A 25901-nucleotide genomic window follows, 5' to 3' on the forward strand; every position below is an offset into this window, starting at 1 on the left:
GGCTTCGGGGCCGGGATCGGCAGGGTCGAGCCCAGGCTGTGCAGGTAGGCGATCATGGCGATCCGGTCTTCCTGCTTCTTCAGGCCGACGAACGTCATCTTGGTGCCCGAGACGTCCTTGCCCGGCGCCTTCAGGAAGGTGTCCAGCTTGTCGTAGTCCCAGACCGGATTCTTGTTGCCGTAATCGACCATGGCCGACGAATAGGCGAAGCCGGCGTGGGTGCCGGGCTTGCGGCCGACGACGCCGAACAGGCCGGGGCCGGTGTGATTCTCGGCGGTGAAGTTGTGGCACGAGGCGCACTTGGCGCTGACGGCCTGGCCGGCGGCGACGTTGGCGGGGGTCAGGACGCTGCCCCAGTCGGGCGCGACCTCGGCGGCGGCGCCGCCTTCACCGGCCTCTTCGGCCACGGCGATCGCGTAGCCCGGCTTTTCCAGCTCGTGCTTGGCGAAAACGATGTCCGAGCCTTCCTTGAGACCGAAAATGATCAGGCCCGTCAGCAGGACGCCGCCGAAGATCTTGTTGAACGTCAGGTCGCTCATCTAAAGCCTTACCAGCCTCTTGGGGGCCGTCCGACGACAGGCCCGAATTCCGCGCCCGGAGGTTTCCCCCGCGCGCTCCATGTTGCGCTCGCGTCTCTTACACGCTACCGCCCGGGGCGCAACCGGGCAGCAACGGTTTTGACCCCGCATCGGCCTCTCATGAACCCCATCGTCGTCATTCCGGCCCGCATGGCGGCCACCCGCCTCCCCGACAAGCCGCTGGCCGACATCGGCGGCGTGTCGATGATCGTGCGCGTGCTGCGCCAGGCCCAGGCCGCGGGAATCGGCCCGGTGGCCGTGGCGGCGGGCGACATCTCGATCGTCCATGCGGTCCGGAAGGCCGGCGGCACGGCGGTCCTGACCGATCCGGGCCTGCCCTCGGGTTCGGACCGCATCCTGGCGGCCCTGGAGGAGCTGGATCCCGAGCGCCGCCACGACGTGGTCATCAACCTGCAGGGCGACATGCCGTTCGTGCAGCCTTCGGTGCTGAGCGCCTGCGCCGACCTGCTGGGCGCCCATCCGGGCTGCGACATCGCCACCGTGGTCGCGCCGGAAGCCTCGCCCGCCGACCGGTCCAATCCCGACGTCGTCAAGGCCGTGCTCGCCATGGAGCAGGACGGCCTGTCGGGTCGGGCCCTCTATTTCACCCGCTCCACCCTCTACGGCGACGCGCCGATCTGGCGGCACATCGGCATCTACGGCTATCGCCGCGCGGCGCTGGAAGCCTTCAACGCCGCCCCGCCCTCGCCGCTGGAGAAGCGCGAGAAGCTGGAGCAGCTGCGCGCCATGGAACTGGGCCTGCAGCTGCGCGCCGCCGTGGCCGCCGAGGCCCCGATCTCCGTCGACAATCCTTCCGACCTTGAAGCGGCCCGCGCCTACGCGGCCGGAAAGTCAGCATGAGCATCCTCAAGAAGATCGCCTTCCAGGGCGAACCCGGCGCCAACAGCCACGAGGCGTGCCGCACCTATTTCCCCGACTACGAGGCCGTGCCCTGCGCCACCTTCGAGGAGGCGTTCGAGGCCATCAAGTCGGGCGCCTGCCAGCTGGGCATGATCCCGATCGAGAACTCGATCGCCGGTCGCGTGGCCGACGTCCACCATCTCTTGCCCGCCTCGGGCCTGAAGATCATCGGCGAGCGCTTCAAGCCGATCCGCTTCCAGCTGATGGCCAACAAGGGCGTGACGCTGGAGACGGTGAAGATCGCCAGCTCGATGCCGATCGCGCTTTCCCAGTGCCGCCAAAGCCTCAAGAAGCTGGGCCTGGCCCACGAGAGCGCCGGCGACACGGCGGGCGCCGCCAAGGCCCTGGCCCTGAAGCCCGACCCGACCCGCGCCGCCGTGGCCCCGGCCCTGGCCGCCGAGATCTACGGCCTGGACATCCTGGCCAAGGACATCGAGGACGAGCGCAACAACACCACGCGCTTCCTGGTGATGACGGCCGACAAGTCGCCGGCCGCGCCGCCGTTCACCCACCGCTGCGTGACCAGCTTCGTGTTCAAGGTCCGCAACCTGCCGGCCGCCCTCTACAAGGCGCTGGGCGGGTTCGCGACCAACGGCGTCAACATGACCAAGCTGGAAAGCTACATGGAGGGCGGGGCCTTCACGGCCACCTTCTTCTACGCCGAGGTCGACGGCCGCCCCGAGGACCGACCCCTGGCCCTGGCCTTCGACGAGCTGAAGTTCTTCTCCGAGAAGTTCGAGGTTCTGGGCGTCTATCCGGCCGACCCTTTCCGGGATCGCGTCTAGGCGGCGTTGCGACCCTCGGCGGTTGTCTCTAGCTTGACCTTGGCGCGGTCGCTTCCGGCCGCGCTCGGGGGACTAGAGTGATGAAGAGCTTGCCGTGGATTCTGGGCCTCGCGGGCGGCGCGGTGCTGGTCGGGGCGATCGGCCTGGCGATCTGGGCGGGCATGCCGGCCAATCCGCTGACCACCTTCGGCCTCCTGGTGATCACGGCCGGCCTGCTGACCAAGATGATCTATCTGGTGTTGATCGGCCTGGGGATCTGGATCGCGGCCCTTGCGGTCGGCAGCCTGACGAAGGCGCGCGCCGACGATCCCTCGGCGCTGTCGATCCTCAGCCTCCTGCCGCCCGGCCTGGGGCTGGTGGCGACGCTGTTCACGATCCTGTCCATCGTCCGGGCCGTGCAGGCCACGCACACCAGCGAGCTGATCGTGATCGCGCCCAGCCTGGCCGAAGCGCTGGCGCCCCTGGGCGTCGGCCTGCTGCTCGGCGCGGTCCCCGCCGCGATCCGGGCGCGCTTCTCGCCCGCGGCCTGATCTCGCCTGATCTCGCCTGACCGGGCCTGACGTCGCGGCAGGCTTCGCCATAACGGCGTTCCGCGACTAACCTCCCCGGCACAAGCAAGAGTTCCGGGGAGGGAACGACAATGAACACCCTGATCGCGCCGGTGATGGCGCTGGTGGCCTGGTCGCTGGTCATCTGGCTGTGGATGTACGTCCAGCGCATGCCAGCCATGAGCAAGGCCGGGATCAAGCCGCAGGACGCGGCCTTTCCGGGCAGCCTGAACGGCCTGCCCGCGCCCGCCCGCCAGGCGGCCGACAACTACAACCACCTGATGGAGCAGCCGACGATCTTCTACGCGGCCGCCCTGGCCATCCAGGTCGCCGGCCACGGCGATCCCCTGGCGGTCAAGCTGGCCTGGGCCTTCGTCGCCCTGCGCGTGCTGCACAGCCTGGTGCAGGTCAGCGTCAACATCGTGCTGGTGCGCTTCCTGCTGTTCTCGCTGTCGACCATCGCCCTGGCGTGGATGGTGGTGCGGGAGCTGCTGGTGCTGTTCGGCTAGAAGATCCTCCCCCCTTGGGGGAGGTGTCGCGGAGCGACGGAGGGGGCTTGCCGAGCCGGCGGGTGAAACCCCCTCCGGCCCTGCGGGCCACCTCCCCCTGAGGGGGAGGATCTAGTCCTCCCCCTCCGCCCAGGCCTTGATCAGCTGGTGCGCGATGGCCAGGGGCGGCGGGGCGAAGAAGCCTTCCAGCTCGCCGCGGATCAGGGCCTTGGCCTCGTCCTTGGTGAACCATTTCACCGCTTCCAGCTCGGTCTGGTCGGGGGCGGCCACGTCGCTGTCGACGTCGGCCATCAGGCCCATCATCAGCGACGAGGGCCACGGCCAGGGCTGGCTGGAGTGGTAGCGGACGGCGACGGCGGTGAGGCCCGCCTCCTCCATCAGCTCGCGGGCGCAGGCCTCCTCGATCGTCTCGCCGGGCTCCACGAAGCCGGCCAGGGCCGAGTACATGCCGGGCGGCCAGCCGGCCTGGCGGCCCAGCAGGCAGCGGCCCTCGTGCAGGGCCAGCATGATCGCCACCGGGTCGGTGCGCGGGAAGTGTTCGGTCTGGCACGAGGAGCACTGCCGCTTCCAGCCGCCGTCGGTGACGTTGGTCTCCTGGCCGCAGTTGCTGCACCACTTGTGCTTGCGCCGCCATTCGAACATCGACTTGGCCGTGGCCAGGATGCCGGCGTCGGGCGGCGGCAGGGTCAGGGCGACGCCGCGCAGCTCCTCGAACCGGCCCAGCCCCTGCAGCGGCCCCTCGGCCGGATCGGCCCCGCCCTCCAGGTCGACGGCGAACACCGCGATGTCCTTCCACAGGCCCAGGAACAGCAGGCGCTCGGGCGTGGCCGACAGGTCCTTGGCCATGTCGGCGCGCAGATAGGCGATCTGGGCCCCGCTGACCTTGCCCTCCTCGTCCGTGATGTCCTCGACCAGCGCCTTGCCGTTCCAGATGGCCACGGCCAGCGAGTGCGGGTCGTCGGCCTTCTCGGCCAGCCAGGCCTCGTCGCCCCGGCGCTCGCTGGCGCGGTCGAGCGGATTGCCGGCGAAGATGTTGGTGATGATCGAAAGAGCCATGACGAATCTCTAACATCCGCGACGAAGAGTCGTCACGGCTCCGGAGCTTGTGACTTGCATCGCGGGCGTTGAGTCGCGATATAGGCCTTGGAGATCGGCGACGGGCGGAGTCCTCGCCAACCTGGTCAGGGCCGAGAGGCAGCAGCCACAACGAGTTTCGCTCCGGGTCGTCTGCCGGTCTCCACCTTTCCCCAAATTCCGACAGCAACAACGCCCCAAGCGCGGCGCGAGCCTTTTGCTGCGCCCTTCCGCACACTACACTCACGCCATGGCCGACCACGACGACCTCACGACCGATTCCGCGCCGCCGTGGGATGAAGAGCCCGCCGAACGCGACGAGAACACCGTCGACATCTTCGGCGGTCCTCCTGCTGACGAGCCGCTGCAAGCCGGTACGCCCGACTCCGCGCCCGCCGCCCCGGCGCCGGCCGCGCCGCCGACGGCCGAGAGCCTCAGCGATCCCGACGCCGCCTACACCGTGCTGGCGCGCAAGTACCGGCCGCGCACCTTCGAGGACCTGATCGGCCAGGAGGCCATGGTCCGCACCCTGGCCAACGCGTTCTCGACCGGCCGCATCGCCCACGCCTTCATGCTCACCGGCGTGCGGGGCGTCGGCAAGACCACGACCGCCCGCCTGCTGGCCCGGGCCCTGAACTACGAGACCGACACCGTCCACGGTCCCTCGGTCGACCTGACCGTCGAAGGACGGCACTGCAAGGCGATCATCGAAGGCCGGCACATGGACGTGCTGGAGCTGGACGCCGCCAGCCGCACCAAGGTCGACGAGATGCGCGAGCTGCTGGACGGGGTGCGCTACGCCCCGGTCGAGGCGCGCTACAAGGTCTACATCATCGACGAAGTGCACATGCTGTCGACGGCGGCGTTCAACGCCCTGCTGAAGACGCTGGAAGAGCCGCCGCCGCACGCCAAGTTCATCTTCGCCACCACCGAGATCCGCAAGGTGCCGGTGACGATCCTGTCGCGCACCCAGCGCTTCGACCTGCGCCGGGTCGAGCCGGACGTGCTGGTCAAGCACTTCGGCCGGATCGCCGCCAAGGAGGGGGCCAAGGTCGAGGAAGACGGCCTGGCCCTGATCGCCCGCGCCGCCGAGGGTTCGGTGCGCGACGGCCTCTCCCTTCTGGACCAGGCCATCGTCCAGGGCGAGCGCGGCTCGACCGTCACGGCCGCCGTGGTCCGCGACATGCTGGGCCTGGCCGACCGCGGCCAGACGATCGCCCTGTTCGAGAACGTCATGAGCGGCAAGCCTGGCGAGTCGCTGAAGGGCTTCCGCGCCCTCTGGGGCTTCGGGGCCGATCCGGCGGTGGTCATGCTCGACCTGCTGGACCACTGCCACGCCGCGTCGGTGGCCAAGGCCCTGGGGCCCGACGCCCTGTCCATGCCCAAGGAGCAGGCCGCCCGCCTGACCGCCATCGGGGCCCAGACCTCGCCGGGGACCCTGGCGCGCCTGTGGCAGATGCTGCTGAAGGCCCATGACGAGGTGCGCCGCGCGCCCGACGCCATGGCCGCGGCCGAGATGGCCATCATCCGCCTGTGCTACGCGGCCGATCTGCCCGGTCCCGAGGAAGCCCTGAAGGCCCTGCGCGACGGCCAGCCGGTCGGCGGCGGTCCGGGCGGCGGTGGTGGCGGCTCGATCGGCGGCGGAGGCGGCGGGGCCGTCAACCCCCAGGCCCGGGTGATGGCCGCGCCGATGGCCCCGGCCGCGCCGGTCCTGGCCTCGTTCGAAGACGTCGTGAAGCTGATCGCCGAGAAGCGCGACATCGGCCTGCGCCTAGACGTCGAGCAATATGTCCGCCCGATCAGCTTCCGTCCCGGGGCGATCACCTTCGAGGCCGCGCCCGGCGCGCCCGGCAACCTGGCCGGACGCCTGGTCCGCGCGCTGAAGGAGTGGACCGGCCAGCCCTGGCTGGTGGCGGCCGAGGGCGGCGGCGGGGCCGAGAGCCTGATGGAGCGCCAGAAGCGCGAGCAGCGCGAGGAGATGGACGCGATCCGCTCGGATCCCTTCGTCGCCTCGGTGCTGGACGCCTTCCCCGGCGCCGAGATCGTCGAGGTCCGCACGATCATGACGCCCGAGGCGCCGCCGATCGAGCCGGACGAACTGGAAGAATGACGCGCGCGCGTCCCCTAGACCTGGAGTGACCCCATGAAAGACCTCGGCGGCCTGATGAAGCAGGCCCAGGCCATGCAGCAGAAGCTGGCCGACGCCCAAGCCAAAATCCTGGAGCTGACGGCCGAAGGCGCCGCCGGCGGCGGCATGGTCACCGTCACCCTCCGGGGCTCGGGCGAGCTGTTGAAGGTCGTCCTGGACGAGGAGCTGATCCAGCCCGGCGAGGGCGAGGTCATCGCCGACCTGGTCGTCGCCGCCCACGCCGTGGCCCTGTCCAAGCTGAACGGCCAGCGCGAGCAGATGCTGCAGGAAGCCGCCGGCCCGATGGCCGGGATGATGGGCGGCCTGCCGGGTATGAAGTTCTAGGCCTTTCCGGTTCGCTCCATACTCCGCTCATCCCGGCGAACGCCGGGACCCAGATCCCAAAGCGGAGAGGTTGACGGGAAGGGTTCCGAGCCCAAGGCGTCAGTCGCACCGCCATTCCATCTGGGTCCCGGCATTCGCCGGGATGAGCGGGATCAAAGAAACCAGGAGATCAAATGCTCCATTTCCGTACCGCCCTGATCGCCCTGGCGCTGACCGTTCCGGGCGGCGCCCTGGCCGCGCCCCTGCCGGCCGACCTGGCCGCGGCGGCGCACGCGTATGACGCGGCCCAGGTGAACGGCGACCGCGCGGCGCTGGAGCGGCTGGTGGCCGACGACTACGTGCTGGTCAACGGCGCGGGCCAGGTCCAGGACAAGGCGCGGCTGATCGCCGACTACGTGGCCCCCGGCTTCAAGCTGGACCCGTTCACGATCGAGGAGCCGGTCGAGAAGGTGTTCGGCGACACCGCCCTGCTGGGCGGCCGGGTCAACATGACCGGGACCGACGGCGGCCAGCGCTTCGCGCTCGTCGTGCGGTTCGTCGACACCTGGGCCAAGCGCGACGGCCAGTGGCGGGTGGTCTATTCGCAGGTCACGCGGGTCGCGAAACCCTGATGGCCGCCTCCGCCGGACCCGAGATCGAGCGCCTGATCGCCCTGCTGTCCAAGCTGCCGGGCCTGGGTCCGCGCTCGGGCCGGCGCGCGGCCCTGGCCCTGCTGAAGAAGCGCGACACCCTGCTGGCGCCGCTGACGGCGGCCATGGTCGAGGCCCAGGCCAAGGTGCGCACCTGCTCGGTGTGCGGCTCGCTCGACACCTCCGACCCCTGCGCCATCTGCTCGGACGCCACCCGCGACAACCGCCTGCTGTGCGTGGTCGAGGAGGTCGGCTCGGTCTGGGCCATGGAGCGCGGCGGCTCGTTCAAGGGCCGCTACCACGTGCTGGGCGGCCTGCTTTCGGCCCTGGACGGCATCGGTCCCGAGGCGCTGCGGGTGGGCGAGCTGCTGGGCCGGGCGAACGCCAGCGAGATCGCCGAGGTGATCCTGGCCCTGCCGGCCACCGTCGACGGCCAGACCACGGCCCACTACCTGGCCGACCGCCTGGCCCCGACGGGCGTGTCGGTGACCATGCTGGCGCGGGGCGTGCCGGTGGGCGGCGACCTGGACTGGCTGGACGACGGGACCATCGCCCAGGCGCTGCGGGCGCGTCGGCCGGCTTAGGTCGGTGGCTCACCCCCTTGCCCCCACCTGACCGCTTCGCGGTCTGTCCGCCCCCGTAGGGGGCGGAGCCTTCGAACCGCCGGCGCCGTGCGGCTCCGCCCCCTACGGGGGCGGACAGGCGACGCAGTCGCCAGGTGGGGGCAAGTAAGTGTGCGACTAACGCTTCAGGGCCTCCGCCACCGCCCCCAGCGCCAGCCCCGGCGTCTTGCGCCGCGCCAGCTCGACCGTCTTCCGCCCCAGCGCCGCATAGAGCTCCGCCAGCCCCGCGTCCCGCGCCGCCAGCGCCTCCACCTGCGCCGCGACCGTCGCCGCATCCCCCCGCGCGATCGGCCCGGTCAGGGCGGCGACCGGGCCCTTGTCCAGGATCGCGTCCAGGGCGTCGCGCAGGATGGGCGACAGGATTTTCAGGGCCGTCTCGCCGTCGATCCCCGCCGCCGCGTGGGCGTCCAGCCCGGCCTGGACCAGCGCCGCCAGGTAGTTCGAGGCGAACACCGTCCCCGCGTGATAGAGCCGCCGGTCGACGCCCTGCGGCAGCACCACCGGTGCGCCGCCGATGGCCGCCACGGCCGGGGCCAGCACCGCCAGGGCCGCCGCATCGCCCTGCAGGGTGCAGACCACGCCGTCGAAGGTGGCGACCTCGCGGGCCGGATCGGCGAAGGCCTTGACCGGATGCAGGGCCGCCACCGCCGCCCCGCGCCGGCGCAGGGGCTCCAGCGGCGCCAGGTCCCGCGCCCCGCTGCAGTGGAAGACGACCAGCCCCGCCGGATCGACGCCGTCGGCCAGGGCGGCGGCGACCGCGTCGATCTCGCCGTCGCGGGTGGAGATCATCACCACGTCGCCGGTCGTGGGCGTGGCCGCGTCCGCCGCCTGGCCGCCGCCGATGAAGGCCCGCGCCGCCTCGGCGCTCGCCCGCGCCCGCCCGACGATCCCGGCGACCGCGAAGACGCCCCGGTCATGGAACAGCCGTCCCAGGGTCCTGCCGACCGCGCCGGGTCCGATGATCCAGAGTCGTGACATGGCCCCTCTCTAGCCGCTCGCCGCCGGGCTTTCGAGCGCGCCCTTCCTGGAACCGGCGACTCCGGCTAAGAACGGAGCATGAACTTCTCCGATCCGTTCCTGATCCTCGCCCTGGTCCTGCTGCTGGCGGCCGTCGCCGCCGGGGCGTTCGCCGTCTGGGCCCTGGGCCGCGCCACCCGGGCCGAGGCCAAGGCCTGGCAACTGAACGAGCAGCTGGTCCAGGCCGGCGAGCGCGCGCGGCTGCTGGAGGACCAGGCCGCCACCCAGGCCGAACTGATCCGCGCCCAGGCCGCCCAGCAGGCGACCATGACCGCCAACACGGTGGCCGAGGCCCTGATCAAGCGCACCGAGGAGAACTTCAAGAGCCGCGAACTGCTCAGCCAGCAGCGCCTGGAGGCCCAGCTCAAGCCCGTGGCCGAGACCCTGGCCAAGTTCGAGGCCCAGGTCACCGCCGTCGAGAAGGCGCGGGCGGAAGAGACCGGCGGCCTCAAGGCCCAGATCGCCGCCCTGATGGAGGCCTCGACCGCCACCCAGTTCGAGGCCCGCAAGCTGTCGGCCGCCCTGCGGCGCGGGGCCGGGGTCCAGGGGCGTTGGGGCGAGCAGACTTTACGTAACGTTCTTGAGGCCGCTGGCCTCAACAGCCGCTTCGACTTCGTCGAGCAGTTCAGCGTCGAGAGCGAGGAGGGCCGTCGCCGCCCCGACGTGAAGGTCAAGATGCCGGGCGGCGGGGTGTTCGTGATCGACGCCAAGTGCTCGCTGAACGCCTTCCTCGAGGCCCAGGAGGCCACCGAGGAGCATCTGCGCGAAAGCGCCCTGGCCCGCCACGCCGCCAGCGTCCGCGCCCACATGCAGGGCCTTTCGGCGAAGGCCTATTGGGACCAGTTCGCCAGCGAGGGCTCGCCCGACTTCGTGGCCATGTTCGTGCCCGGCGACGGCTTCCTCGCGGCCGCGCTGGACCGCCTGCCCGACCTGATGACCGAGGCCATGGACCGCCGGGTGCTGCTGGTCACCCCCACCACCCTGTTCGCCCTGTGCAAGGCCGTCGCCTACGGCTGGCGGGCCGAGGACCAGGCCAAGAACGCCGCCAACATCGTCGCGGTGGGCCGCGAGCTCTACAAGCGCATCGCCGTGATGGGCGCCCACGCCGGCTCGGTGGGCAAGGCGCTGGAGGCGGCCGTGGGCCGCTACAACCAGTTCGTCGGCTCGCTGGAAAGCCAGGTCCTGACCCAGGCCCGCCGCTTCGAGGACCTGTCGGTCGACCACGAGGGCAAGGAGATCAGCGAGCTGACCCCGGTCGAGGGCTCGGTGCGGCCGCTGATCAAGCTGGCGGCGGACGAAACGCCGAAGCTGCAGGCCAAGTCCTAGCGCCCTCCATCTCCGCTCATCCCGGCGAATGCCGGGACCCAGATCCTAAGGCGGAGCGGTTGATTGGAAGGGCGCTGAGGTCGTGGTGTCCGTCCCACCGCCATTCCATCTGGGTCCCGGCATTCGCCGGGATGAGCGGATTTTTGAGGAGGTGCGGCCACGGGCCGCGTCCCTCCGTCGCCTTGACCCCGGGCGGCGCGGCGCTTACCTGACAGTCGTTATGGCCATCCGTCGCATCCTCACCGTCGATAATTCCGCCGATCTGGCGATCCTGAAGCAGGTCTCCAAGGACGTGCCAGCCGTCACCGACGCGCTGCGCGCCCTGATGGATGACATGCTGGAGACCATGTACGACGCCCCGGGCATCGGCCTGGCCGCCGTGCAGGTCGGCGAGCTGGTCAATGTCATCGTCATGGACCTGGCCCGCGAGGGCGAGGAGCCGGCCCCGCGCTACTTCGTCAATCCGAAGATCACCTGGGAGTCCGAGGAGCTGTTCTCGTACGAGGAAGGCTGCCTGTCGGTGCCCGAGGTCTACGACGCCGTCGAGCGCCCGGCCCGCGTGAAGCTGACCTATCTGGACTACCAGGGCCAGCCGATCGAGGAAGAGGCCGACGGCATGTTCGCCGTCTGCATCCAGCACGAGATGGACCACCTGAAGGGCGTGCTGTTCATCGACCACCTGTCGCGCCTGAAGCGCGACCGGGCGATCAGCAAGGTCAAGAAGGCCCGCCGCGCGGCCTAACTCAGCGGACGACGTGGGGGACACACACTCACCCCACGACCGCGCCCAGTCGGCGCAAGCCTTGCCGTGAGTGTGTGTCCCCTTCTTCGCGCGCCGACGCCTACTTCGTCGCCTCGTGGACTTCCTTCTTGGCGTTCGAACCGGCCTTCTTGGCGTCGGCGTTGATGTCGGCCGCGGCTTCCTTGGTTTCCTGACCGGCCTTGGCGCCGGCCTCCTTGGCCTTGTCGACCGCCTCGCCGGCCGCGACCTTGGCGTCGGCGGCGGCTTCCTCGGTGCTTTCCTTCAGAGCCGTGCCGGCTTCCTTGACGTCGGGGTCGTTCTTGATGTCGACGGCGGCCTGCTTGATCTCGGTGCCGGCGGCCTTGGCGCCTTCCTTGATCTGGGTGGCGTGCTCGTCCGAGCAGGCGGCCAGCGACAGGGCGGCCAGGCCGGCGACGGCGAAGAGGGCGATGGAGCGCATGGCGTTTCCTCCTGGAAATGGCGTCGCCCATAGAACGGCGGTCCATGGTCGAGGTTCCGACTCATGTCGCACCCCCCCTCTTCGCGCCAGCCTTTCTAAGAACGCCTGGGCCGTCTAAACGTCCGCCATGCGCCTCGCCTTCCTCGGAACCCCCGATTTCTCCGTCGCCTGCCTGGCCGAACTCGTCGCCGCCGGCCACGAGATCGCCTGCGTCTATTCCCAACCGCCCGCCCCGCGCGGTCGCGGCCAGGACCTGAAGCCCTCGCCGGTCCACGCCTTCGCCGAGAGTCTGGGCCTGCCGGTGCGCACGCCGGTGTCGATGAAGACCCCCGAGGAGATCGCGGCCTTCCAGGCGCTCGACCTGGACGCCGCCGTGGTGGTGGCCTTCGGCCAGATCCTGGTGAAGGCCGTGCTGGAGGCCCCGCGCCTGGGCTGCTTCAACCTGCACGCCAGCCTGCTGCCGCGCTGGCGCGGCGCCGCCCCGATCCAGCGGGCGATCATGGCCGGCGACGCGGTGACCGGCGTCCAGGTGATGCGGATGAGCGAGGGCCTGGACGAAGGCCCGGTGCTGATGGGCGAGCAGGTGCGGATCGACGCCCTGGAGACCGCCGGCAGCCTGCACGACAAGCTGGCCGCCGTCGGCTCGCGCATGCTGCCCGTCGCCCTGGCCGCCATCGAGCGCGGCGCGGCCCGCGAGGTCCCGCAGGCGGAAGAGGGCGTGACCTACGCCAAGAAGATCAAGTCGGCCGAGGCCCGCATCGACTGGACCCGTCCGGCCGCCGAGGTCGACCGCCACATCCGGGGCCTGTCGCCGTTCCCCGGCGCCTGGTTCGAGGCGCCGTCCGACAAGGGCCCTGTCCGCGTGAAGGCCCTGCTGTCGCGCGTCGAGGACGCCGACGGCTCGCCGGGCGCGGTGCTGGACGACGCCCTGCTGATCGCCTGCGGGGAGGGCGCGGTGCGCCTGCTCAAGGCCCAGCGCGAGGGCAAGGGCGTGCAGGAGGCCGAGGTCTTCCTGCGCGGCTTCCCGCTGGCGGCCGGAACGGTCCTGGCCTGATGCCCCGCTACCGCCTGACGATCGAGTATGACGGCCGGCCCTATAACGGCTTCCAGGCCCAGGCCTCGCAGCCGTCGGTGCAGGGGGCGCTGGAGGCGGCGGTGAAGGCCTTCACCGGCCAGGAGATCCGCGTGGCCGCCGCCGGCCGCACCGACACCGGCGTCCACGCGACGGGCCAGGTGGTGCATGTCGATCTCGAGCGCGACTGGCCGGCCGAGACGGTGATGAACGCCCTGAACGCCCACCTGACGCGCGAGGCGGTCAGCGTGTTGGACGCGTCGGTCGCGCCGGAGGGCTGGCACGCCCGGTTCTCGGCCGACGAGCGGCGCTACCTCTACCGCATCCTCAACCGCCGCGCCCCGCCGGCCCTCGACAAGGGCAAGGTCTGGCACATGAAGAAAGCCCTCGACGCCGAGGGCATGCACGCGGCCGCCCAGGCCCTGGTCGGGCTGCACGACTTCACGACCTTCCGCGACATGGCCTGCCAGGCGAAGTCGCCGCTCAAGACCCTGGACGTGGCCCGCGTCAGCCGCGTCGGCGAGGAGGTCCATCTGGTGTTCGAGGCCCGCTCGTTCCTGCACCGACAGGTGCGGTCGATGACCGGCACCCTGGTCGAGGTCGGGGTGGGCCGCTGGACCGCCGACGACCTCAAGGCCGCACTGGAGGCCAGGGACCGCACGGCCTGCGGCCCGGTGGCGCCGTCGGACGGGCTGTACCTGACGGGCGTGGGGTACGAGGGGGAGTAGGGGCGAAGAGCCCAAGCCTCTTTATGCCGACCCCACGGTTGTCATCCCGGAAAGCGCGCAGCGCTTGTCCGGGACCCAGGTGAACCGCACCGTATCAGCCCAGTCCCCTGGGTCCCGGACAGCCTCTACGAGGCTTCCGGGATGACAACGGTTTTGAGCTGATCCCTCGAGCCAATCTCACCGCTTCTTCGCCCGCTCGGCCCGCGCCGTCTGGATCTGGCCGACCGCCAGGGCCAGCATGAAGGCGCCGAAGGCGACGACCACGAGGGTGAGGAAAGGGGGCATGGAAGCTCTCCGTTGGGATGACGGCGAAGCTTCCCCGACGCGCCCGGCGTCGGCCTTGATCCAGCTCAAGACGCGTTACGGCCTACAGCACCGAACAATTCGTCAGCTGGCTGAACCGCTCCAGGGCCACGGTCCCCACCACCGAGGTGCCGAACCGGTCCAGCTCCGGCGACCACACGGCGATCGCCGCCTTGCCCGGCACGATGGCGACGATGCCGCCGCCCACGCCGCTCTTGGCCGGCAGGCCGACGCGGTAGGCGAAGCTGCCGACGCTGTCATAGATGCCGCAGGTCAGCAGCAGGGCGTTCAGGCGGCGCGACAGGCGCTCGGGGAAGATCGTCTCCTCGACGATCGGCGAGAAGCCGCCGGCGGCCAGGGGCAGCATGGCGCGGGCCAGCTGGCGGCAGCTCATGGTCAGGGCGCACTGGCGGCAATAGGCGGCGACCACGGCCTCGGGGTCGTGGTGGATCGTGCCCTTGCCGCGCATCAGGTTGGCGATGGCCCGGTTCTGCCAGGCGTTGGCCAGCTCGGACGCCGCCACCGTCTCGTCGATCTCGACCTTCTCGCCGGCCAGGAAGCCCGCGAAGCCGCGCACCAGGGCCGGCGGGTCCTTGAACACGTCCATCAGCTGGTCGCAGACGGCGATGGCCCCGGCGTTGATGAACGGGTTGCGCGGCACGCCTTCCTCGGATTCCAGCTGGGAGAGGTGGTTGAACGGCGTGCCCGACGGCTCCTTGCCGACCCGGGTCCAGACCTCGTCGCCGAAGCGGTTCAAGGCCAGCCCCAGCGAGAAGACCTTGGTGATGCTCTGGACCGAGAAGCCCTCGTCGGCGTCGCCGATCACCGCCTCCTCGCCCGAGACCAGCCGCACGGCCATGCCGAACTTGGTCGGCGGCACGCAGGCCAGCTGGGGGATGTAGTCGGCGGGGCGGCCCTTGCCGAAGTACGGCTTCACCAGCACGGCCACCTCGGCCAGGACGTCGGCGATCGAAAGCTCGTCCATGCGCGTCCCTAGATCCGAACCGCCACCAGCACCGCCCCCGCCGCGATCAGGGCCACGCCCAGCCAGTTCAGCGGCGACAGCTTCTCGCCCAGGAACACGGCGGCGATGATCGCCACGAACACGACGCTGAGCTTGTCGACCGGCGCGACCTTGGCCGCCTCGCCCAGCTTCAGGGCCCGGAAGTAGCACAGCCACGAGGCCCCGGTGGCCAGGCCCGACAGCACCAGGAACATCCACGAGCGCGGGGCGATCGAGCCGGGGGCGCGCCACTCGCCGGCCACGGTCAGGATCAGGCCGGCGAAGCCCAGGATCACCACCGTGCGGATGAAGGTGGCGAGGTTGGAGCCGACGCCGTCGATCCCGACCTTGGCCAGGATGGCGGTCAGGGCTGCGAAGACCGCCGAGGCGAGCGCCCAGAAGGGCCAGCTAGCCAGGGCGGCGCGGCCCATCAGGCGAAGGCCGCGAAATAACGGCCGATCAGGGCCTGGTAGATGTCGGCCAGGGCCTCGACCTCCTGGACCGGGACCCGCTCGTCGACCTGGTGCATGGTCGAGCCGACCAGGCCGAACTCGACCACCGGGCACAGGCTGCGGATGAACCGCGCGTCGCTGGTGCCGCCGGTGGTGGAGAGCTCGGGCACGCGGCCGGTGGCGTCGCCGACGGCGGCCACGATCACGTCGGTGAAGGCGCCCGGCTCGGTCAGGAAGGCCTCGCCGCTGATCTTGCACAGCGCCTCGACCCGGCCCGAAAAGCCCTCGGCGGCCTCGCGGCACTCCTGCTCGATCCAGGCGGCCAGGTCCTTGCCCTTGTGGGCCGGGTTGAAGCGGATGTTGATCCGGGCCTTGGCCGAGGCGGGGATGACGTTGGTGGCGGTGTTGCCGACGTCCACCGTGGTGACTTCCAGGTTCGAGGGCTGGAAGCCGGTATAGCCGTCGTCCAGCACCCGGCTCTGCAGGCGGGTGAGGATGTCGACCATCACCGGGATCGGGTTGGCGGCGCGGTGCGGATAGGCCACGTGGCCCTGCTTGCCGTCCACGGCGATCCAGGCGTTGATGCTGCCGCGCCGGCCGATCTTGACCATGTCGCCCAGCAGGTTGGCGCTGGTCGGCTCGCCGACGATGCAATGGTCGATGACCTCGCCCTCGGCGGCCAGGGCCTGGACGACCTTGACGGTGCCGTCCTCGGCCACGCCCTCCTCGTCGCCGGTGATCAGGAAGCTCAGCGAACCCGGCAGGTCCTGCGGCAGGCGCGAGACGGCGGCGACGAAGGCGGCGATGGCGCTCTTCATGTCGACCGCGCCCCGGCCGAACAGGACCCCGTCCTTGATCTCGGCCTCGAACGGTCCAGCGGTCCAGGCGGCGTCGTCACCGACGGGCACCACGTCGGTGTGGCCGGCGAAGCAGAGGTTGGGCCGCGCGGTCCCGCGCCGGGCGTAGAGGTTCTCGATCTCGCCGAACTTCATGCGGCGGCAGCTGAAGCCGAGCGCTTCGAGTTGCCGCTGCAGCACGTCCATCGCCCCCTCGTCGGCCGGGGTCACGGACGGACGGCGGATCAGCGCCTGGGCGAGGGCCACGGGATCGAGGGTGGGGGCGAGGCTGTTGTCAGTCATTGTCCTGGCTTTAGGCTTACCTCAGGCCCGACGCAAACCGCGCAAGCTTCTTCCACGGATCGCCATGCCCAAGATCGACATCGAAGCCGCGCCGCTGCGCGTGGGAAGCAACTATCCGCCGCCGCACGACGCGCCGTGCCGCGAGCGTCGCCGCCGGGCTCTCGGCGACGCGGCCGGCCTCGACCAGTTCGGCGTCAACCTGATGCGCCTGCCGCCGGGGCAGTGGAGCAGCCAGCGCCACTGGCACAGCGCCGAGGACGAGTTCGTCTGGGTGGTCGAGGGCGAGGTGGTGCTGGTCGAGGACGGGACCGAGACGGTGCTGCGGGCCGGCGACTGCGCGGGCTTCAAGGCCGGGGTCGCCAACGGCCACCACCTGGAGAACCGCTCGGACCGCGAGGCCGTGCTGCTGGAGATGGGCTCGCGCCGGCCGGAGCAGGACACCTGCACCTACAGTGACATCGACATGGTGGCGCGGGCGGGGGAGGACATCTACCGCCACAGGGACGGGACGCCGTACTAGGCGGGGACGGAGCCGGGGGCATGCCCTCGCGGCGTGTCCCCATCAGCATCCAGCGAGCCAAGCCGTGGGGACACGCCCATGGGCATGTCCCCGTCCGGGGCTCGTCAGGCGGCCAGGACGTCCAGGGCGTGGGCCAGGCTCGGCCGGGCGTGGGGGGCGGGGTTCAGGCAGTCGGCCAGCAGGGTCCGGACGGCGGGCGGGGCGGGCTGCACGGTCCGCTCCAGCAGTTCGCCCAGCAGCCGGCCCCAGGCCAGCACGTCCAGCCGGGCCAGCGGGTCGCCGAGGCCCTCCGGCAGGAACGAGGCGGCGCCGAAGTCGCTGAGCACCGCCGCGCCGGTCGCGCCGTCCCACAGCGTGTTGTGGGCGTAGAGGTCGCCGTGCGACAGGCCGCGCGCGTGCAGGTGCGCCGCGCCGGCCGCGACGTCCCGGGCCAGGCGGAGGGCGACGTCGAGGTCCAGCCGCAGTTCCGGGGCGTAGACGTCGCGGCTGCAGCTGGCCCGGCTGGGCGGCCCGGCCAGGGCCCGCCAGTCCTCCGGCAACAGCGGCATCAGCAGGCCCTGCGCGCCGTGGGGATGATCGGCCAGGCGGCCCAGGGCGCCGGTCAGGTTGGCGTGGACACCGGCGGCCAGGCAGGCGGCGATCTCGCGCTCGGGCAGGCCGTCGCTGGTCATGGCGTCCTTGAACAGCTTGAGGGCCACGGGACGGGCCGCGGCGCCGTCGGTCCACCGGGCCCGATGGACCTCGCCCGAGGCGCCCGCGCCCAGCAGGCGCTCGACGCTCAGGACGGACCAGGCGATCGCCTCGGGGGCGCTGGGCTCGCCCTGGTCGAACGGGTTCCCGGCCCAGGCCAGCCAGGCCAGGCTCGGCGCCTCGGCCAGCCAGGCGGGCAGGGCCTCCAGGCGGTTGGCGGCCAGGCGCAGCAGCTCCAGGTTCGCCGCGCCCGCCAGGGTTTCCGGCAGGGCCGTCAGGCGGTTGCCCGCCAGCAGCAGCTTCTGCAGCGCCGGCCGTTCGCCCAGGGCGTCGGGCAGGGTCTCGACGGCGTTGTCGGTCAGGGTCAGCCAGCGCGTGGCGGGCGGCAGGGCCTCGGCGGGGACTTCCCGCAGGCCGCACCCTCGGAAGCCCAGCTGGCTCAGCGCCGCGCAGTCGCCCAGGCCGGGCGGCAGGCGGTCGAAGCGGTTGTTCGAGCAGAACAGGGCCCGCAGGCGGCCCAGCCGGCCGATGTCGTCGGGAAGGCCGGTCAGGGCGTTGCCGCTGAGGTCCAGCACCTCCAGGGTGTCTGCCAGGTCGAGGATCTCGCGGGGGAACTCGGTCAGGCCCTCGCGCAGCGTCAGCTCGCGCGCGCCCGCCAGCGCGCCGCGACGCAGGGCGTCCAGGGTCTGGATCATGGACGCCCTCGTCTTCGACGCTTAGTCGCGCAACAGGTCGTTGATCGAGGTCTTCGACCGGGTCTTGGCGTCCACGGTCTTGACGATGACGGCGCACGACAGGCTGGGGCCGCCCTTCGGGTCGGGCAGGCTGCCGGGGACGACGACGCTGTAGGGCGGCACCTTGCCGATGTGGACCGCTCCGGTGGCGCGGTCGACGATCTTGGTCGAGGCCGAGATGAACACGCCCATCGACAGGACGCTGCCCTCGCCGACGACGACGCCCTCGACCACTTCCGAACGGGCGCCGATGAAGCAGTCGTCCTCGATGATGGTCGGGTTGGCCTGCAGGGGCTCCAGCACGCCGCCGATGCCCACGCCGCCCGACAGGTGGACGCGCTTGCCGATCTGGGCGCACGAGCCGACCGTCACCCAGGTGTCGACCATGGTGCTGTCGTCCACATAGGCGCCGATGTTCACGAACGACGGCATCAGGATGACGTTCTTGCCGACATAGGCGCCGCGGCGGACGATCGAGCCGGGCACGGCGCGGAAGCCGGCGGCCTCGAACTGCGGGGCGTCCCAGCCGTCGAACTTGTTGGGGACCTTGTCCCACCACGGGCCCACGGCGCCGCCCAGGGTCCCGGCGTGCATGACCTTGTTGGGGTTCAGGCGGAACGACAGCAGCACGGCCTTCTTCAGCCACTGGTGGGTGGTCCACTCGCCGTCGATCTTCTCCGACACCCGGGCCTTGCCGGCGTCGATCAGCAGCAGGGTCTCCTCGACCGCCGTGCGCACCGGGCCGGTGGTGGCGGTGGAGACGCCGTCGCGGGCCTCCCAGGCGGCTTCGACTTCGGCTTGCAAGTCGGCGAGGGTCAGGGCGGTCATGTCAGGCTTCCTTCAGGCGCGCCGAGGTCAGGAACCCGGCGAGGTCGTGCGTGCGGTGATGGACGAAGTCGGCGGTCGAGGCGGCCGCGTGGGCGCCGACCAGGACGGTGGTCATGCCCAGCAGGGCGGCGGGGGCGAGGTTCTTCTCGCTGTCCTCGAAGAAGGCCGTGGCGGGCGGGGCGAAGGCGTGGCGGGCCACCACCTTCTCGAACGTCGCCATGGCGGGCTTGGGGATGTAGTCGGCCGTCTCGATGGCGAAGACGTCCTCGAACAGGTGCGCCAGGCCCAGGTGCGCCAGCACCCGCTCGGCGTGGCCCAGCGAGCCGTTGGTGAACACCAGCCGCCGGCCGGGCAGGGCCGCCACGGCCGCCTGCAGCGCCGGGTCCGGCGTCAGCCGGTCCATCGAGACGTCGTGCACCTCGTCGAGGAACGCCTTGGGCTCCAGGCCGTGATGGGCCATCAGCCCGGCCAGGGTGGTGCCGTGCTCGAGGTAGTAGCGCTTCTGGATCGCCCGGGCCTCTTCGCGGGGCAGGCCGGTGGTCCGCTCCATGAAGTCGGTCATCTTGCCCTCGATCAGGGCCATGAACTCGCATTCGGCCGGATAGAGGGTGTTGTCCAGGTCGAACAGCCAGGTCTCGACATGCGCGAGATCGACCGTCATTTCGAGATCAGCGTACCCGCGCCATGCTCGCTGAACAGTTCGACCAGCATGGCGTGGGGACGGCGCCCGTCCAGGATGACCACGGCCTCGACGCCGCTCTCCACGGCGTGGATGGCGTTCTCCAACTTGGGGATCATGCCGCCGGTGGCGACGCCCGACGTGATCAGCTCGCGGGCCTCGTCCAGCGTCATCTGGCGGATCAGTTCGCCGTTGGCGTCGAGCACGCCCTTGATGTCGGTCAGCATCAGCATCCGCTTGGCCTTCAGGGCGCCCGCCAGGGCGCCGGCCACGGTGTCGGCGTTGATGTTGAAGGTCTCGCCCTGGGCCGAGACGCCGATCGGGGCGATCACCGGGATGTAGTCGGTTTCCGAGGTCAGCAGGGCCTGGATCAGGTGCGGGTCGACCTTGGTCGGCTCGCCCACGAAGCCCAGGTCGACGGCCTGCTCGATGTTGCTGTCCGGATCCTTGCGGGTGCGGGTCACCTTCTCGGCGGTGATCAGGCGGGCGTCCTTGCCCGACAGGCCCACGCCGCGCACGTCGGCCTCGGCGCCGGCCTGGGTGATCCAGCTGGCGATTTCCTTGTTGATGGCGCCCGACAGCACCATCTCGGCCACTTCCATGGTGGCTTCGTCGGTGACGCGCAGCCCGTCCACGAAGGTCGACTTCACGCCGGCCTTGTCGAGCATGCGGCTGATCTGCGGGCCGCCGCCGTGCACCACGACGGGGTGCACGCCCAGCAGCTTGAGCAGCACGACGTCGGCCGCGAACAGCTTGGCCACCTGCTCCTGGCCCATGGCGTGGCCGCCATATTTGATGACCACCGTCTCGCGGTCGTAGATCTGGATATAGGGCAGGGCTTCGGCCAGGGTCTTGGCCGTGGCCCAGCCCGCTTCCTCGGCGACGTCGGTCAAGGCGGCGGTCCTGTAAGGCGAAAGGCGCGCCTCGATAGCGGACCCCGTCCCCCCTGTCACCAAAAACGGCGGCTCAGGGGCGAGGCGCGACCGGGACCAACGGCGGCGGCGGGAGCGGCGTCATCGGCGGCTTGGCCTCGCCGGCCTTGCAGACGCACTCACAGGGCGCCGTGGTCATGACGGGGCTCTGGCCCGTGGGGCAGGCCTTGAAGCTGCATTGGGCCTTCTTGGCGTCGCATTGGAGGGCCTGGATCGCCTCCAGGCTGCCCGGAGCCGGCGACTGCTGCGCCCAGGCCGAAGTCGAGAGGAGCGCGGCCAGGACGGCGGCGCCGGCGAGATGTTTCCGGTTCATGGAAGGCCCCTGGGTGCGAGCGGCTCCCCCGAAAACGGCCGCTGCGATCCGACCCAGCCTCTACTGTCGCGCTTCCCGGATCAAGTAACGTTGTTATCGATCGGAGTCCTTGCGTCCGAACCGCCACTTCAGGGCCAGCACCGCGCCGGACATCAGCAGACAGGCGGTGTTGGAGGCGATCACCGGCCAGGCCTTGATCAGCACGCCGTAGGCAATCCAGCACGCGAAGCCCGTGACGGTGACCAGATAGGTGCGCAGCGACACCGACTCCGCGTCCTTCTCCTTCCAGATCTTGACGATCTGCGGGGCGAAGCTGGTGATCGACAGCAGGGCGGCGGCCGTCCCCACGACCGAGGCGATCAGCGGAACGCCCATCGCCTAGCCGGTGGCGCGGGCCAGGCCCGGCAGGCCCCAACGCTGGGCGTAGGCCGGGGCCAGTTCCAGGCCGACCGGCGGCGGGCCGGGCGCCTGGCCCTCGCGCAGGCAAACCGTCAGATAGGTCAGGGCGGTCTTCACGCCGTGCTCGGAATAGGGCTTGCCGATCACCCCGCAGGCGCCGGCGAAGTCGTCGGGCAGGCGCTTGACGTTGGCGGTCATGAACAGGGCCACGCCGCCGCAGTCGTCGTGGATGGTGCGCGCCACCTCGACGCCGGTCGGACCGTCGCGCAGGTGGACGTCGACCAGGGCCAGGTCGGGGCGCAGGTCGCAGGCCAGGGCCTTGGCCTCGTCCGAGCTCATGGCCAGGCCCACGGCGTGGCAGCCGACCTCCTCGACCAGGAACTCCAGTTCCGTGGCCAGCAGGACCTCGTCTTCCACGATCAAAACGTCGAGCGGACGCTCGGTCATCACCTAATCCAAACCTTGTCTCAGTGATGGACGCCGTTGACCGGCAGGTGCACCACCACGCGGGTTCCGGGATCGGCGGGCGTGGTCTCCGAGCGCGCCTTCAACTGCTGGCACAGCAGCTGGACGATGGTCAGACCGAATCCGCCCGACGACGCGGAATTCTCCACCCCAACGCCGTTGTCGGCGATTTCGATCCGGAATTCGGCGTCCTGGCGGGTGATCCGCACCAGGATCTCACCGGCGCGGCCGTCCACGGCCGCCCCCATGCTCTCTGGCGGGAAGGCGTGGCGCAGGGCGTTGGAGAACAGCTCGCTGATCACCAGGGCCAGGGGCGCGGCCTTGGAGGCGGCGATGTCGATGCGCTCCAGGTCCAGGCTGACCTTGATGTCGTCGCGCCGGGCCGCGCCCATCATGTCGCTGACCAGGTCGCGCACGAAGGCCGAGACGTCGAAGCGCTCGACGTCCTCGCTCTGGAACAGGCGGCGGTGGACGGTGGCGATGGCGCTGACCCGCTCCAGCATGCCGCGCAGGCTGTTCTTGACCCCCGGATCGGTGACCCGGCGGTTCTGCAGCAGCAGCAGGGACGAGATGAGCTGGAGGTTGTTCTTGACCCGGTGGTCGACCTCGTGGAGCAGGGCGGTCTTCTGCTGCAGGGCCTGGGTCAGGTCGGCGGTGCGGGCCGCGACGGCCGCCTCCAGCCGGTCGCGGGTGTCGTCCAGCTCGAACTCCACGCGCTTCTTGTCGCTGACGTTCAGCTGGGAGCCGAAGAAGTAGACGATCTCGCTGTCCTTGCCGCGCACCGGCGACAGGTAGAGGGCGTTCCAGAAGGTGGAGCCGTCCTTGCGGTAGTTGAGGATGTCGATGGCGATATCCTCGCCGTTGGCGACGGCCGCGCTCAGCTTCTCGATCGCGGCCGGATCGGTGTCGGGTCCCTGCAGGAAGCGGCAGTTGCGGCCGATCACCTCGTCGCGATGATAGCCGGTCAGGGCCAGGAAGGCGTTGTTGGCGAAGATGATCGGATGGTCGGGCTGGCGGGCGTCGGTGACGATCATGGCCATGCGGGTGGCGCGGATCGCCGCCGCGAACGGATCGCCGGCCCCATGCTCAGCCGCCAGTTCTTCCGCCGCCCGTTCCGACCGCAATATGTCCGTCATTCGCTGGACGCCCGACCTTTACGACATGCCCCGTGGCTCCCCAGAACGCCGTTTTGGCGGTCGGGTTCCAGACATTGACCCAAAACGCCGTCCCGCGAAACGCAAGACGGCGGAAACCCGAAGGTTCCCGCCGCCAGGGTCTGGAAGGTCGAGGCCGGCTTACCGGGGCTTGTAGATCCGGTCGAAGACGCCGCCGTCGTTGAAGTGGGTGGCCTGGGCCTTCTTCCAGCCGCCGAAGGTGTCGTCGATGGTCACCAGCGGGATCGACTTGAACTTGCCGGCGTACTTGGCGGCCGCCTGGGCGTTGCGCGGGCGGTAGTGGTTCTTGCCGATCAGGTCCTGGGCGATGGGGCTGTAGAGGAAGTTCAGATAGCCCTCGGCCACGACGCGGGTCTTGTGGCGGTCGACGTTCTTGTCGACCAGGGCCACCGGCGGCTCGGCCAGGATCGACAGCGACGGATAGACGATGTCGAACTTGCCCGGCAGTTCCTCCTGGGCGAGGTAGGCCTCGTTCTCCCAGGACAGCAGGACGTCGCCCAGGCCGCGCTGGGTGAAGCTGGTGGTCGCGCCGCGGGCGCCGGTGTCCAGAACGGGCACGTGCTTGAACAGCTCGGTGACGAAGGCCTCGGCCTTGGCGGGGTTGCCGCCCGGCTGCTTCAGGGCCCAGGCCCAGGCGGCCAGGTAGTTCCAGCGCGCGCCGCCCGAGGTCTTCGGGTTGGGGGTGATCACGTCGATGCCCGGCTTGATCAGGTCGCCCCAGTCCTTGATCTTCCACGGGTTGCCCTTGCGGACCAGGAACACGATCGTCGAGGTGTAGGGGGTCGAGTTCTGCGGCAGGCGCGACTGCCAGTTGGCCGGCAGCAGCTTGGCTTTGGCCGAGATCTCGTCGATGTCGTAGGCGAGCGCCAGGGTGACGACGTCGGCCTGCAGGCCGTCGATCACCGAGCGGGCCTGCTTGCCCGAGCCGCCGTGCGACTGGTTGATGGTCAGGTCCTGGCCGACCTTCTCCTTCCAGTACTTGGCGTAGGCGGCGTTGATGTCCTTGTAGAGCTCGCGGGTCGGATCGTAGCTGACGTTCAGCAGGGTCACCGGCTTGGCGCCCTGGGCGTGGGCCGAACCGGCCAGGGCGGCGGGGACGGCCAGGGCCGCGGCGCCGGCGGTGGCCGAGCCCAGGAGGCCGCGACGCGTGGGGGCTTTGAGATCTTTGATCATGGCGATGTTGCTCGCGTGAGAAGGTGGATCTTTTGAACGCTTTGCGACCAGCCTGGCCCGGACTGGCGACGCCGCGGGAGGCGCCGGCCGGCGCCCCCGCGACGCGGGGACGCCGGTTCGCCTATTCCTAGAACGCGTACTGGCTGCGCAGGTTGACGGCCTTGTAGCTCTGGCCGATCTGGGCGCCGCTGGCGTCGCGACGGTCGACGTCGACGTCCAGATAGTCCAGCGAGAACTTGGTCACCGAATTGGGGAACCAGTTCAGGCCGACGGTGGCGATCTCCTGCACGCCGCCGCGCACGCGGTCGGCCGCGACGGTGGCGTATTCGTGGTGGTTGACGTCCAGCACCGAGTAGCGCGCCGCCAGTTCCCAGGCGCCCCACTGGCCCTTCTTCGGATCGAAGGGATTGTCGATGGCCGGGGCGTCGAAGGCGAAGTTGGCGGGATTGTACTTGCGCTGCTCGCCGGTCAGCACCCAGCCGCCTTCAACGTACCAGCCGTAGAACTTCGGATCGGTGACGTTGGCCGGCTTGTTGCGGCGGTCCAGCGCGATGTCGAAGTACTCGCCCTGGATCAGGAAGTTCTTCTTCTGGGCGGCCAGTTCGAAGCCGTAGTGGCGGGCGCCCGACGAGTCGATCGCGCCGGAACTGACCAGGCGGGTGCCGTCGGTGCGCAGCTCGGGACGATCCTCGACCGTGATCGGATAGGCGCCGCCGGCGGCGATCTGGGCGGGCTGGGCGATCTTGCTGGCGTTGACGCCGACATGGGTCAGCCAGTCGTAGCCCTTGAACGGGATGAAGGCGACGCGGCCCACATAGCCCAGCTGCTCGTCGAAGGTGGCTCCGTCGCCGGTCTTGGCCCCGGTCACGGCGCCCGAGACGATCCAGCGCTCGCCGACGGCCTGGGCCTGCAGCGAGATGCGGCGGTCGGCGCCGGCCAGGCCGCGGGCGGCTTCGGCGCCGGCGGGGCGCTCGGGGAACAGCGAGCCGTTGGTCGAGGCGGCGTCCTCCAGGCCCAGGTTCGGCGCGAAGGCCCCGACCTTCACCTTGAACGGCGCGTAGTTGTACTGGAGGTAGATCTCCTGCAGCGCGCCCGGACCGTCGGTGCCCGAACCGCCGAAGTCCAGCAGGATGCCGTAGTCGAAGTTCTTGAAGGCCTTGCCGTCGACGCCCAGGCGGGCGCGGCGGAAGTTGGTGCCGCTGTTCAGGTCGCGGCCCACGGTGTTGGCCGGCAGGTTGCTGTCCTGGTTGTACCAGGTGGCGTCCAGCTGCATCACGGCGTGGATGTTGGCGCTGAAGGCGCCGTCGCCCGAGGCGATGGTGGGCTTGCCGTTGGCGACGCTGACGGTGGTCTGGGACTGGGCGGCGCGCACGTCCTTCAGGCTGGCGGCGGTCGCGGCCTTCAGGTCGGCGATCTGGCCGGACAGGGCCTCGATCTGGGCTTCCAGCGCCTCGATCCGGGCCTGCTGCTGCTCGGGCGTCAGGGTCTGGGCCTGCGCCGCGCCGGTCATGGCGACGAGCGAGGCTCCGCCGATCAGGGCCGCGCGCAGGGCTTTCTGTGTTCTGGTCATGGTCTTCCCCTCTCGACGCCCGGCCGGCGTCGCTGTTGCGG

Annotated in this window: 30 protein-coding genes and 1 other RNA gene; 14 read left to right on the forward strand and 17 right to left on the reverse strand. The window is 70.5% G+C overall.

The features are described from left to right. Positions 1-539 (reverse strand): cytochrome c family protein (locus tag WAE60_RS18310; protein ID WP_337687792.1); only part of this gene is annotated, 539 nt, incomplete at its 3' end. Between the two features lie 159 nt (positions 540-698). Between WAE60_RS18310 and WAE60_RS18315 the strand changes: the two genes are divergently transcribed. From WAE60_RS18315 to WAE60_RS18330, 4 genes are all read left to right on the forward strand, one after another. Further along, positions 699-1439 carry a 3-deoxy-manno-octulosonate cytidylyltransferase gene (locus WAE60_RS18315; RefSeq protein ID WP_337687793.1) on the forward strand — a complete coding sequence of 247 codons (741 nt, stop codon included), beginning with the start codon at positions 699-701 and terminating at the stop codon, positions 1437-1439. Next, positions 1436-2284, forward strand: a complete 849-nt coding sequence (locus tag WAE60_RS18320; protein WP_337687794.1) for a prephenate dehydratase — start codon at positions 1436-1438, stop codon at positions 2282-2284. Before WAE60_RS18315 ends, WAE60_RS18320 begins: the two co-directional genes overlap by 4 nt. Before the next feature lie 80 nt (positions 2285-2364). Continuing rightward, on the forward strand, positions 2365-2814 hold the full coding sequence (locus WAE60_RS18325; protein WP_337687795.1) for a hypothetical protein: 450 nt from the start codon (positions 2365-2367) through the stop codon (positions 2812-2814). A gap of 110 nt (positions 2815-2924) precedes the next feature. Further along, complete coding sequence (locus WAE60_RS18330) at positions 2925-3341, forward strand: MAPEG family protein (protein ID WP_029908874.1); 417 nt, start codon at positions 2925-2927, stop codon at positions 3339-3341. 111 nt (positions 3342-3452) lie between these two features. Here the strand turns inward: WAE60_RS18330 and nudC are convergent, their stop codons facing one another. Further along, positions 3453-4397 carry an NAD(+) diphosphatase gene (nudC, locus tag WAE60_RS18335; RefSeq protein WP_029908872.1) on the reverse strand — a complete coding sequence of 315 codons (945 nt, stop codon included), beginning with the start codon at positions 4395-4397 and terminating at the stop codon, positions 3453-3455. 91 nt (positions 4398-4488) lie between these two features. Between nudC and ffs the strand changes: the two genes are divergently transcribed. The 5 genes from ffs (at position 4489) to recR (ending at position 8101) form a co-directional block, all read left to right on the forward strand. Beyond that, an RNA gene (ffs, locus tag WAE60_RS18340) (signal recognition particle sRNA small type) lies at positions 4489-4581 on the forward strand. Between the two features lie 84 nt (positions 4582-4665). Next, positions 4666-6525: a DNA polymerase III subunit gamma/tau gene (locus tag WAE60_RS18345; RefSeq protein WP_337687796.1), complete on the forward strand. Its 1860-nt coding sequence runs from the start codon at positions 4666-4668 to the stop codon at positions 6523-6525. A 33-nt stretch (positions 6526-6558) separates the two neighbouring features. Beyond that, positions 6559-6888, forward strand: a complete 330-nt coding sequence (locus WAE60_RS18350; RefSeq protein WP_337687797.1) for a YbaB/EbfC family nucleoid-associated protein — start codon at positions 6559-6561, stop codon at positions 6886-6888. 173 nt (positions 6889-7061) lie between these two features. Continuing rightward, on the forward strand, positions 7062-7499 hold the full coding sequence (locus WAE60_RS18355) for a nuclear transport factor 2 family protein (protein WP_337687798.1): 438 nt from the start codon (positions 7062-7064) through the stop codon (positions 7497-7499). Continuing rightward, positions 7499-8101, forward strand: a complete 603-nt coding sequence (recR, locus tag WAE60_RS18360; RefSeq protein ID WP_029908863.1) for a recombination mediator RecR — start codon at positions 7499-7501, stop codon at positions 8099-8101. The genes WAE60_RS18355 and recR overlap by 1 nt, the downstream gene beginning before the upstream one ends. A gap of 156 nt (positions 8102-8257) precedes the next feature. Here recR and WAE60_RS18365 read toward each other — a convergent pair whose 3' ends face one another. Further along, entirely contained in the window at positions 8258-9118 is an 861-nt protein-coding gene (locus tag WAE60_RS18365; RefSeq protein ID WP_337687799.1) for a DUF2520 domain-containing protein, read from the reverse strand. Positions 9119-9196: 78 nt separating this feature from the next. Between WAE60_RS18365 and WAE60_RS18370 the strand changes: the two genes are divergently transcribed. Further along, complete coding sequence (locus WAE60_RS18370) at positions 9197-10483, forward strand: DNA recombination protein RmuC (RefSeq protein WP_337687800.1); 1287 nt, start codon at positions 9197-9199, stop codon at positions 10481-10483. Between the two features lie 220 nt (positions 10484-10703). Next, positions 10704-11225 carry a peptide deformylase gene (def, locus tag WAE60_RS18375; protein WP_029908859.1) on the forward strand — a complete coding sequence of 174 codons (522 nt, stop codon included), beginning with the start codon at positions 10704-10706 and terminating at the stop codon, positions 11223-11225. A 100-nt stretch (positions 11226-11325) separates the two neighbouring features. Here the strand turns inward: def and WAE60_RS18380 are convergent, their stop codons facing one another. Then, on the reverse strand, positions 11326-11685 hold the full coding sequence (locus WAE60_RS18380) for a cell surface protein (RefSeq protein WP_337687801.1): 360 nt from the start codon (positions 11683-11685) through the stop codon (positions 11326-11328). A 127-nt stretch (positions 11686-11812) separates the two neighbouring features. Between WAE60_RS18380 and fmt the strand changes: the two genes are divergently transcribed. Both fmt and truA read left to right on the forward strand, forming a co-directional pair. Beyond that, entirely contained in the window at positions 11813-12739 is a 927-nt protein-coding gene (fmt, locus tag WAE60_RS18385; protein ID WP_337687802.1) for a methionyl-tRNA formyltransferase, read from the forward strand. After that, on the forward strand, positions 12739-13485 hold the full coding sequence (truA, locus tag WAE60_RS18390; protein ID WP_029908853.1) for a tRNA pseudouridine(38-40) synthase TruA: 747 nt from the start codon (positions 12739-12741) through the stop codon (positions 13483-13485). The genes fmt and truA overlap by 1 nt, the downstream gene beginning before the upstream one ends. A 367-nt stretch (positions 13486-13852) precedes the next feature. Here truA and WAE60_RS18395 read toward each other — a convergent pair whose 3' ends face one another. Genes WAE60_RS18395 through dapE form a run of 3 tightly spaced genes read right to left on the reverse strand, consistent with a single transcriptional unit; the run spans position 13853 to position 16382 of the window. Next, a complete protein-coding gene (locus WAE60_RS18395; protein WP_337687803.1) occupies positions 13853-14773 on the reverse strand; it encodes a glutaminase in 921 nt (306 codons plus the stop codon). An 8-nt stretch (positions 14774-14781) separates the two neighbouring features. Beyond that, positions 14782-15222, reverse strand: coding sequence for an EamA family transporter (locus WAE60_RS18400; RefSeq protein ID WP_337687804.1), 441 nt, complete (start codon positions 15220-15222; stop codon positions 14782-14784). Next, positions 15222-16382 carry a succinyl-diaminopimelate desuccinylase gene (dapE, locus tag WAE60_RS18405; RefSeq protein ID WP_337687805.1) on the reverse strand — a complete coding sequence of 387 codons (1161 nt, stop codon included), beginning with the start codon at positions 16380-16382 and terminating at the stop codon, positions 15222-15224. The genes WAE60_RS18400 and dapE overlap by 1 nt, the downstream gene beginning before the upstream one ends. Before the next feature lie 64 nt (positions 16383-16446). On the opposite strand from dapE, the gene WAE60_RS18410 reads away from it, so the two are divergent. Then, entirely contained in the window at positions 16447-16902 is a 456-nt protein-coding gene (locus WAE60_RS18410; RefSeq protein WP_337687806.1) for a cupin domain-containing protein, read from the forward strand. 104 nt (positions 16903-17006) lie between these two features. Here WAE60_RS18410 and WAE60_RS18415 read toward each other — a convergent pair whose 3' ends face one another. From WAE60_RS18415 to WAE60_RS18460, 10 genes are all read right to left on the reverse strand, one after another. Continuing rightward, the gene (locus WAE60_RS18415; RefSeq protein ID WP_337687807.1) at positions 17007-18287 is read right to left on the reverse strand and encodes a leucine-rich repeat-containing protein kinase family protein; all 1281 of its coding nucleotides are present in this window, start codon (positions 18285-18287) and stop codon (positions 17007-17009) included. A 21-nt stretch (positions 18288-18308) separates the two neighbouring features. After that, positions 18309-19154: a 2,3,4,5-tetrahydropyridine-2,6-dicarboxylate N-succinyltransferase gene (gene dapD / locus WAE60_RS18420; protein ID WP_029908841.1), complete on the reverse strand. Its 846-nt coding sequence runs from the start codon at positions 19152-19154 to the stop codon at positions 18309-18311. A gap of 1 nt (position 19155) precedes the next feature. Next, a complete protein-coding gene (locus WAE60_RS18425) occupies positions 19156-19815 on the reverse strand; it encodes a pyrimidine 5'-nucleotidase (protein WP_337687808.1) in 660 nt (219 codons plus the stop codon). Next, a complete protein-coding gene (gene argB, locus WAE60_RS18430) occupies positions 19812-20726 on the reverse strand; it encodes an acetylglutamate kinase (RefSeq protein ID WP_029908837.1) in 915 nt (304 codons plus the stop codon). Before argB ends, WAE60_RS18425 begins: the two co-directional genes overlap by 4 nt. 73 nt (positions 20727-20799) lie before the next feature. Continuing rightward, positions 20800-21078, reverse strand: coding sequence for a hypothetical protein (locus tag WAE60_RS18435; protein ID WP_337687809.1), 279 nt, complete (start codon positions 21076-21078; stop codon positions 20800-20802). A gap of 93 nt (positions 21079-21171) precedes the next feature. Then, complete coding sequence (locus WAE60_RS18440; protein ID WP_029908833.1) at positions 21172-21453, reverse strand: SemiSWEET transporter; 282 nt, start codon at positions 21451-21453, stop codon at positions 21172-21174. Positions 21454-21456: 3 nt separating this feature from the next. After that, on the reverse strand, positions 21457-21924 hold the full coding sequence (locus tag WAE60_RS18445) for a response regulator (protein WP_029908831.1): 468 nt from the start codon (positions 21922-21924) through the stop codon (positions 21457-21459). Between the two features lie 20 nt (positions 21925-21944). Next, a complete protein-coding gene (locus WAE60_RS18450; RefSeq protein ID WP_029908829.1) occupies positions 21945-23078 on the reverse strand; it encodes a histidine kinase dimerization/phosphoacceptor domain -containing protein in 1134 nt (377 codons plus the stop codon). Positions 23079-23237: 159 nt separating this feature from the next. Next, positions 23238-24290 (reverse strand): sulfate ABC transporter substrate-binding protein, encoded by a 1053-nt coding sequence (locus WAE60_RS18455; protein ID WP_029908827.1) that lies wholly within the window; start codon positions 24288-24290, stop codon positions 23238-23240. A 127-nt stretch (positions 24291-24417) separates the two neighbouring features. Next, a complete protein-coding gene (locus WAE60_RS18460) occupies positions 24418-25860 on the reverse strand; it encodes a porin (protein WP_029908825.1) in 1443 nt (480 codons plus the stop codon). Positions 25861-25901: the final 41 nt, after the last annotated feature.

The sequence above is a fragment of the Caulobacter sp. CCG-8 genome, from assembly GCF_037402475.1.
GTDB lineage: Bacteria > Pseudomonadota > Alphaproteobacteria > Caulobacterales > Caulobacteraceae > Caulobacter.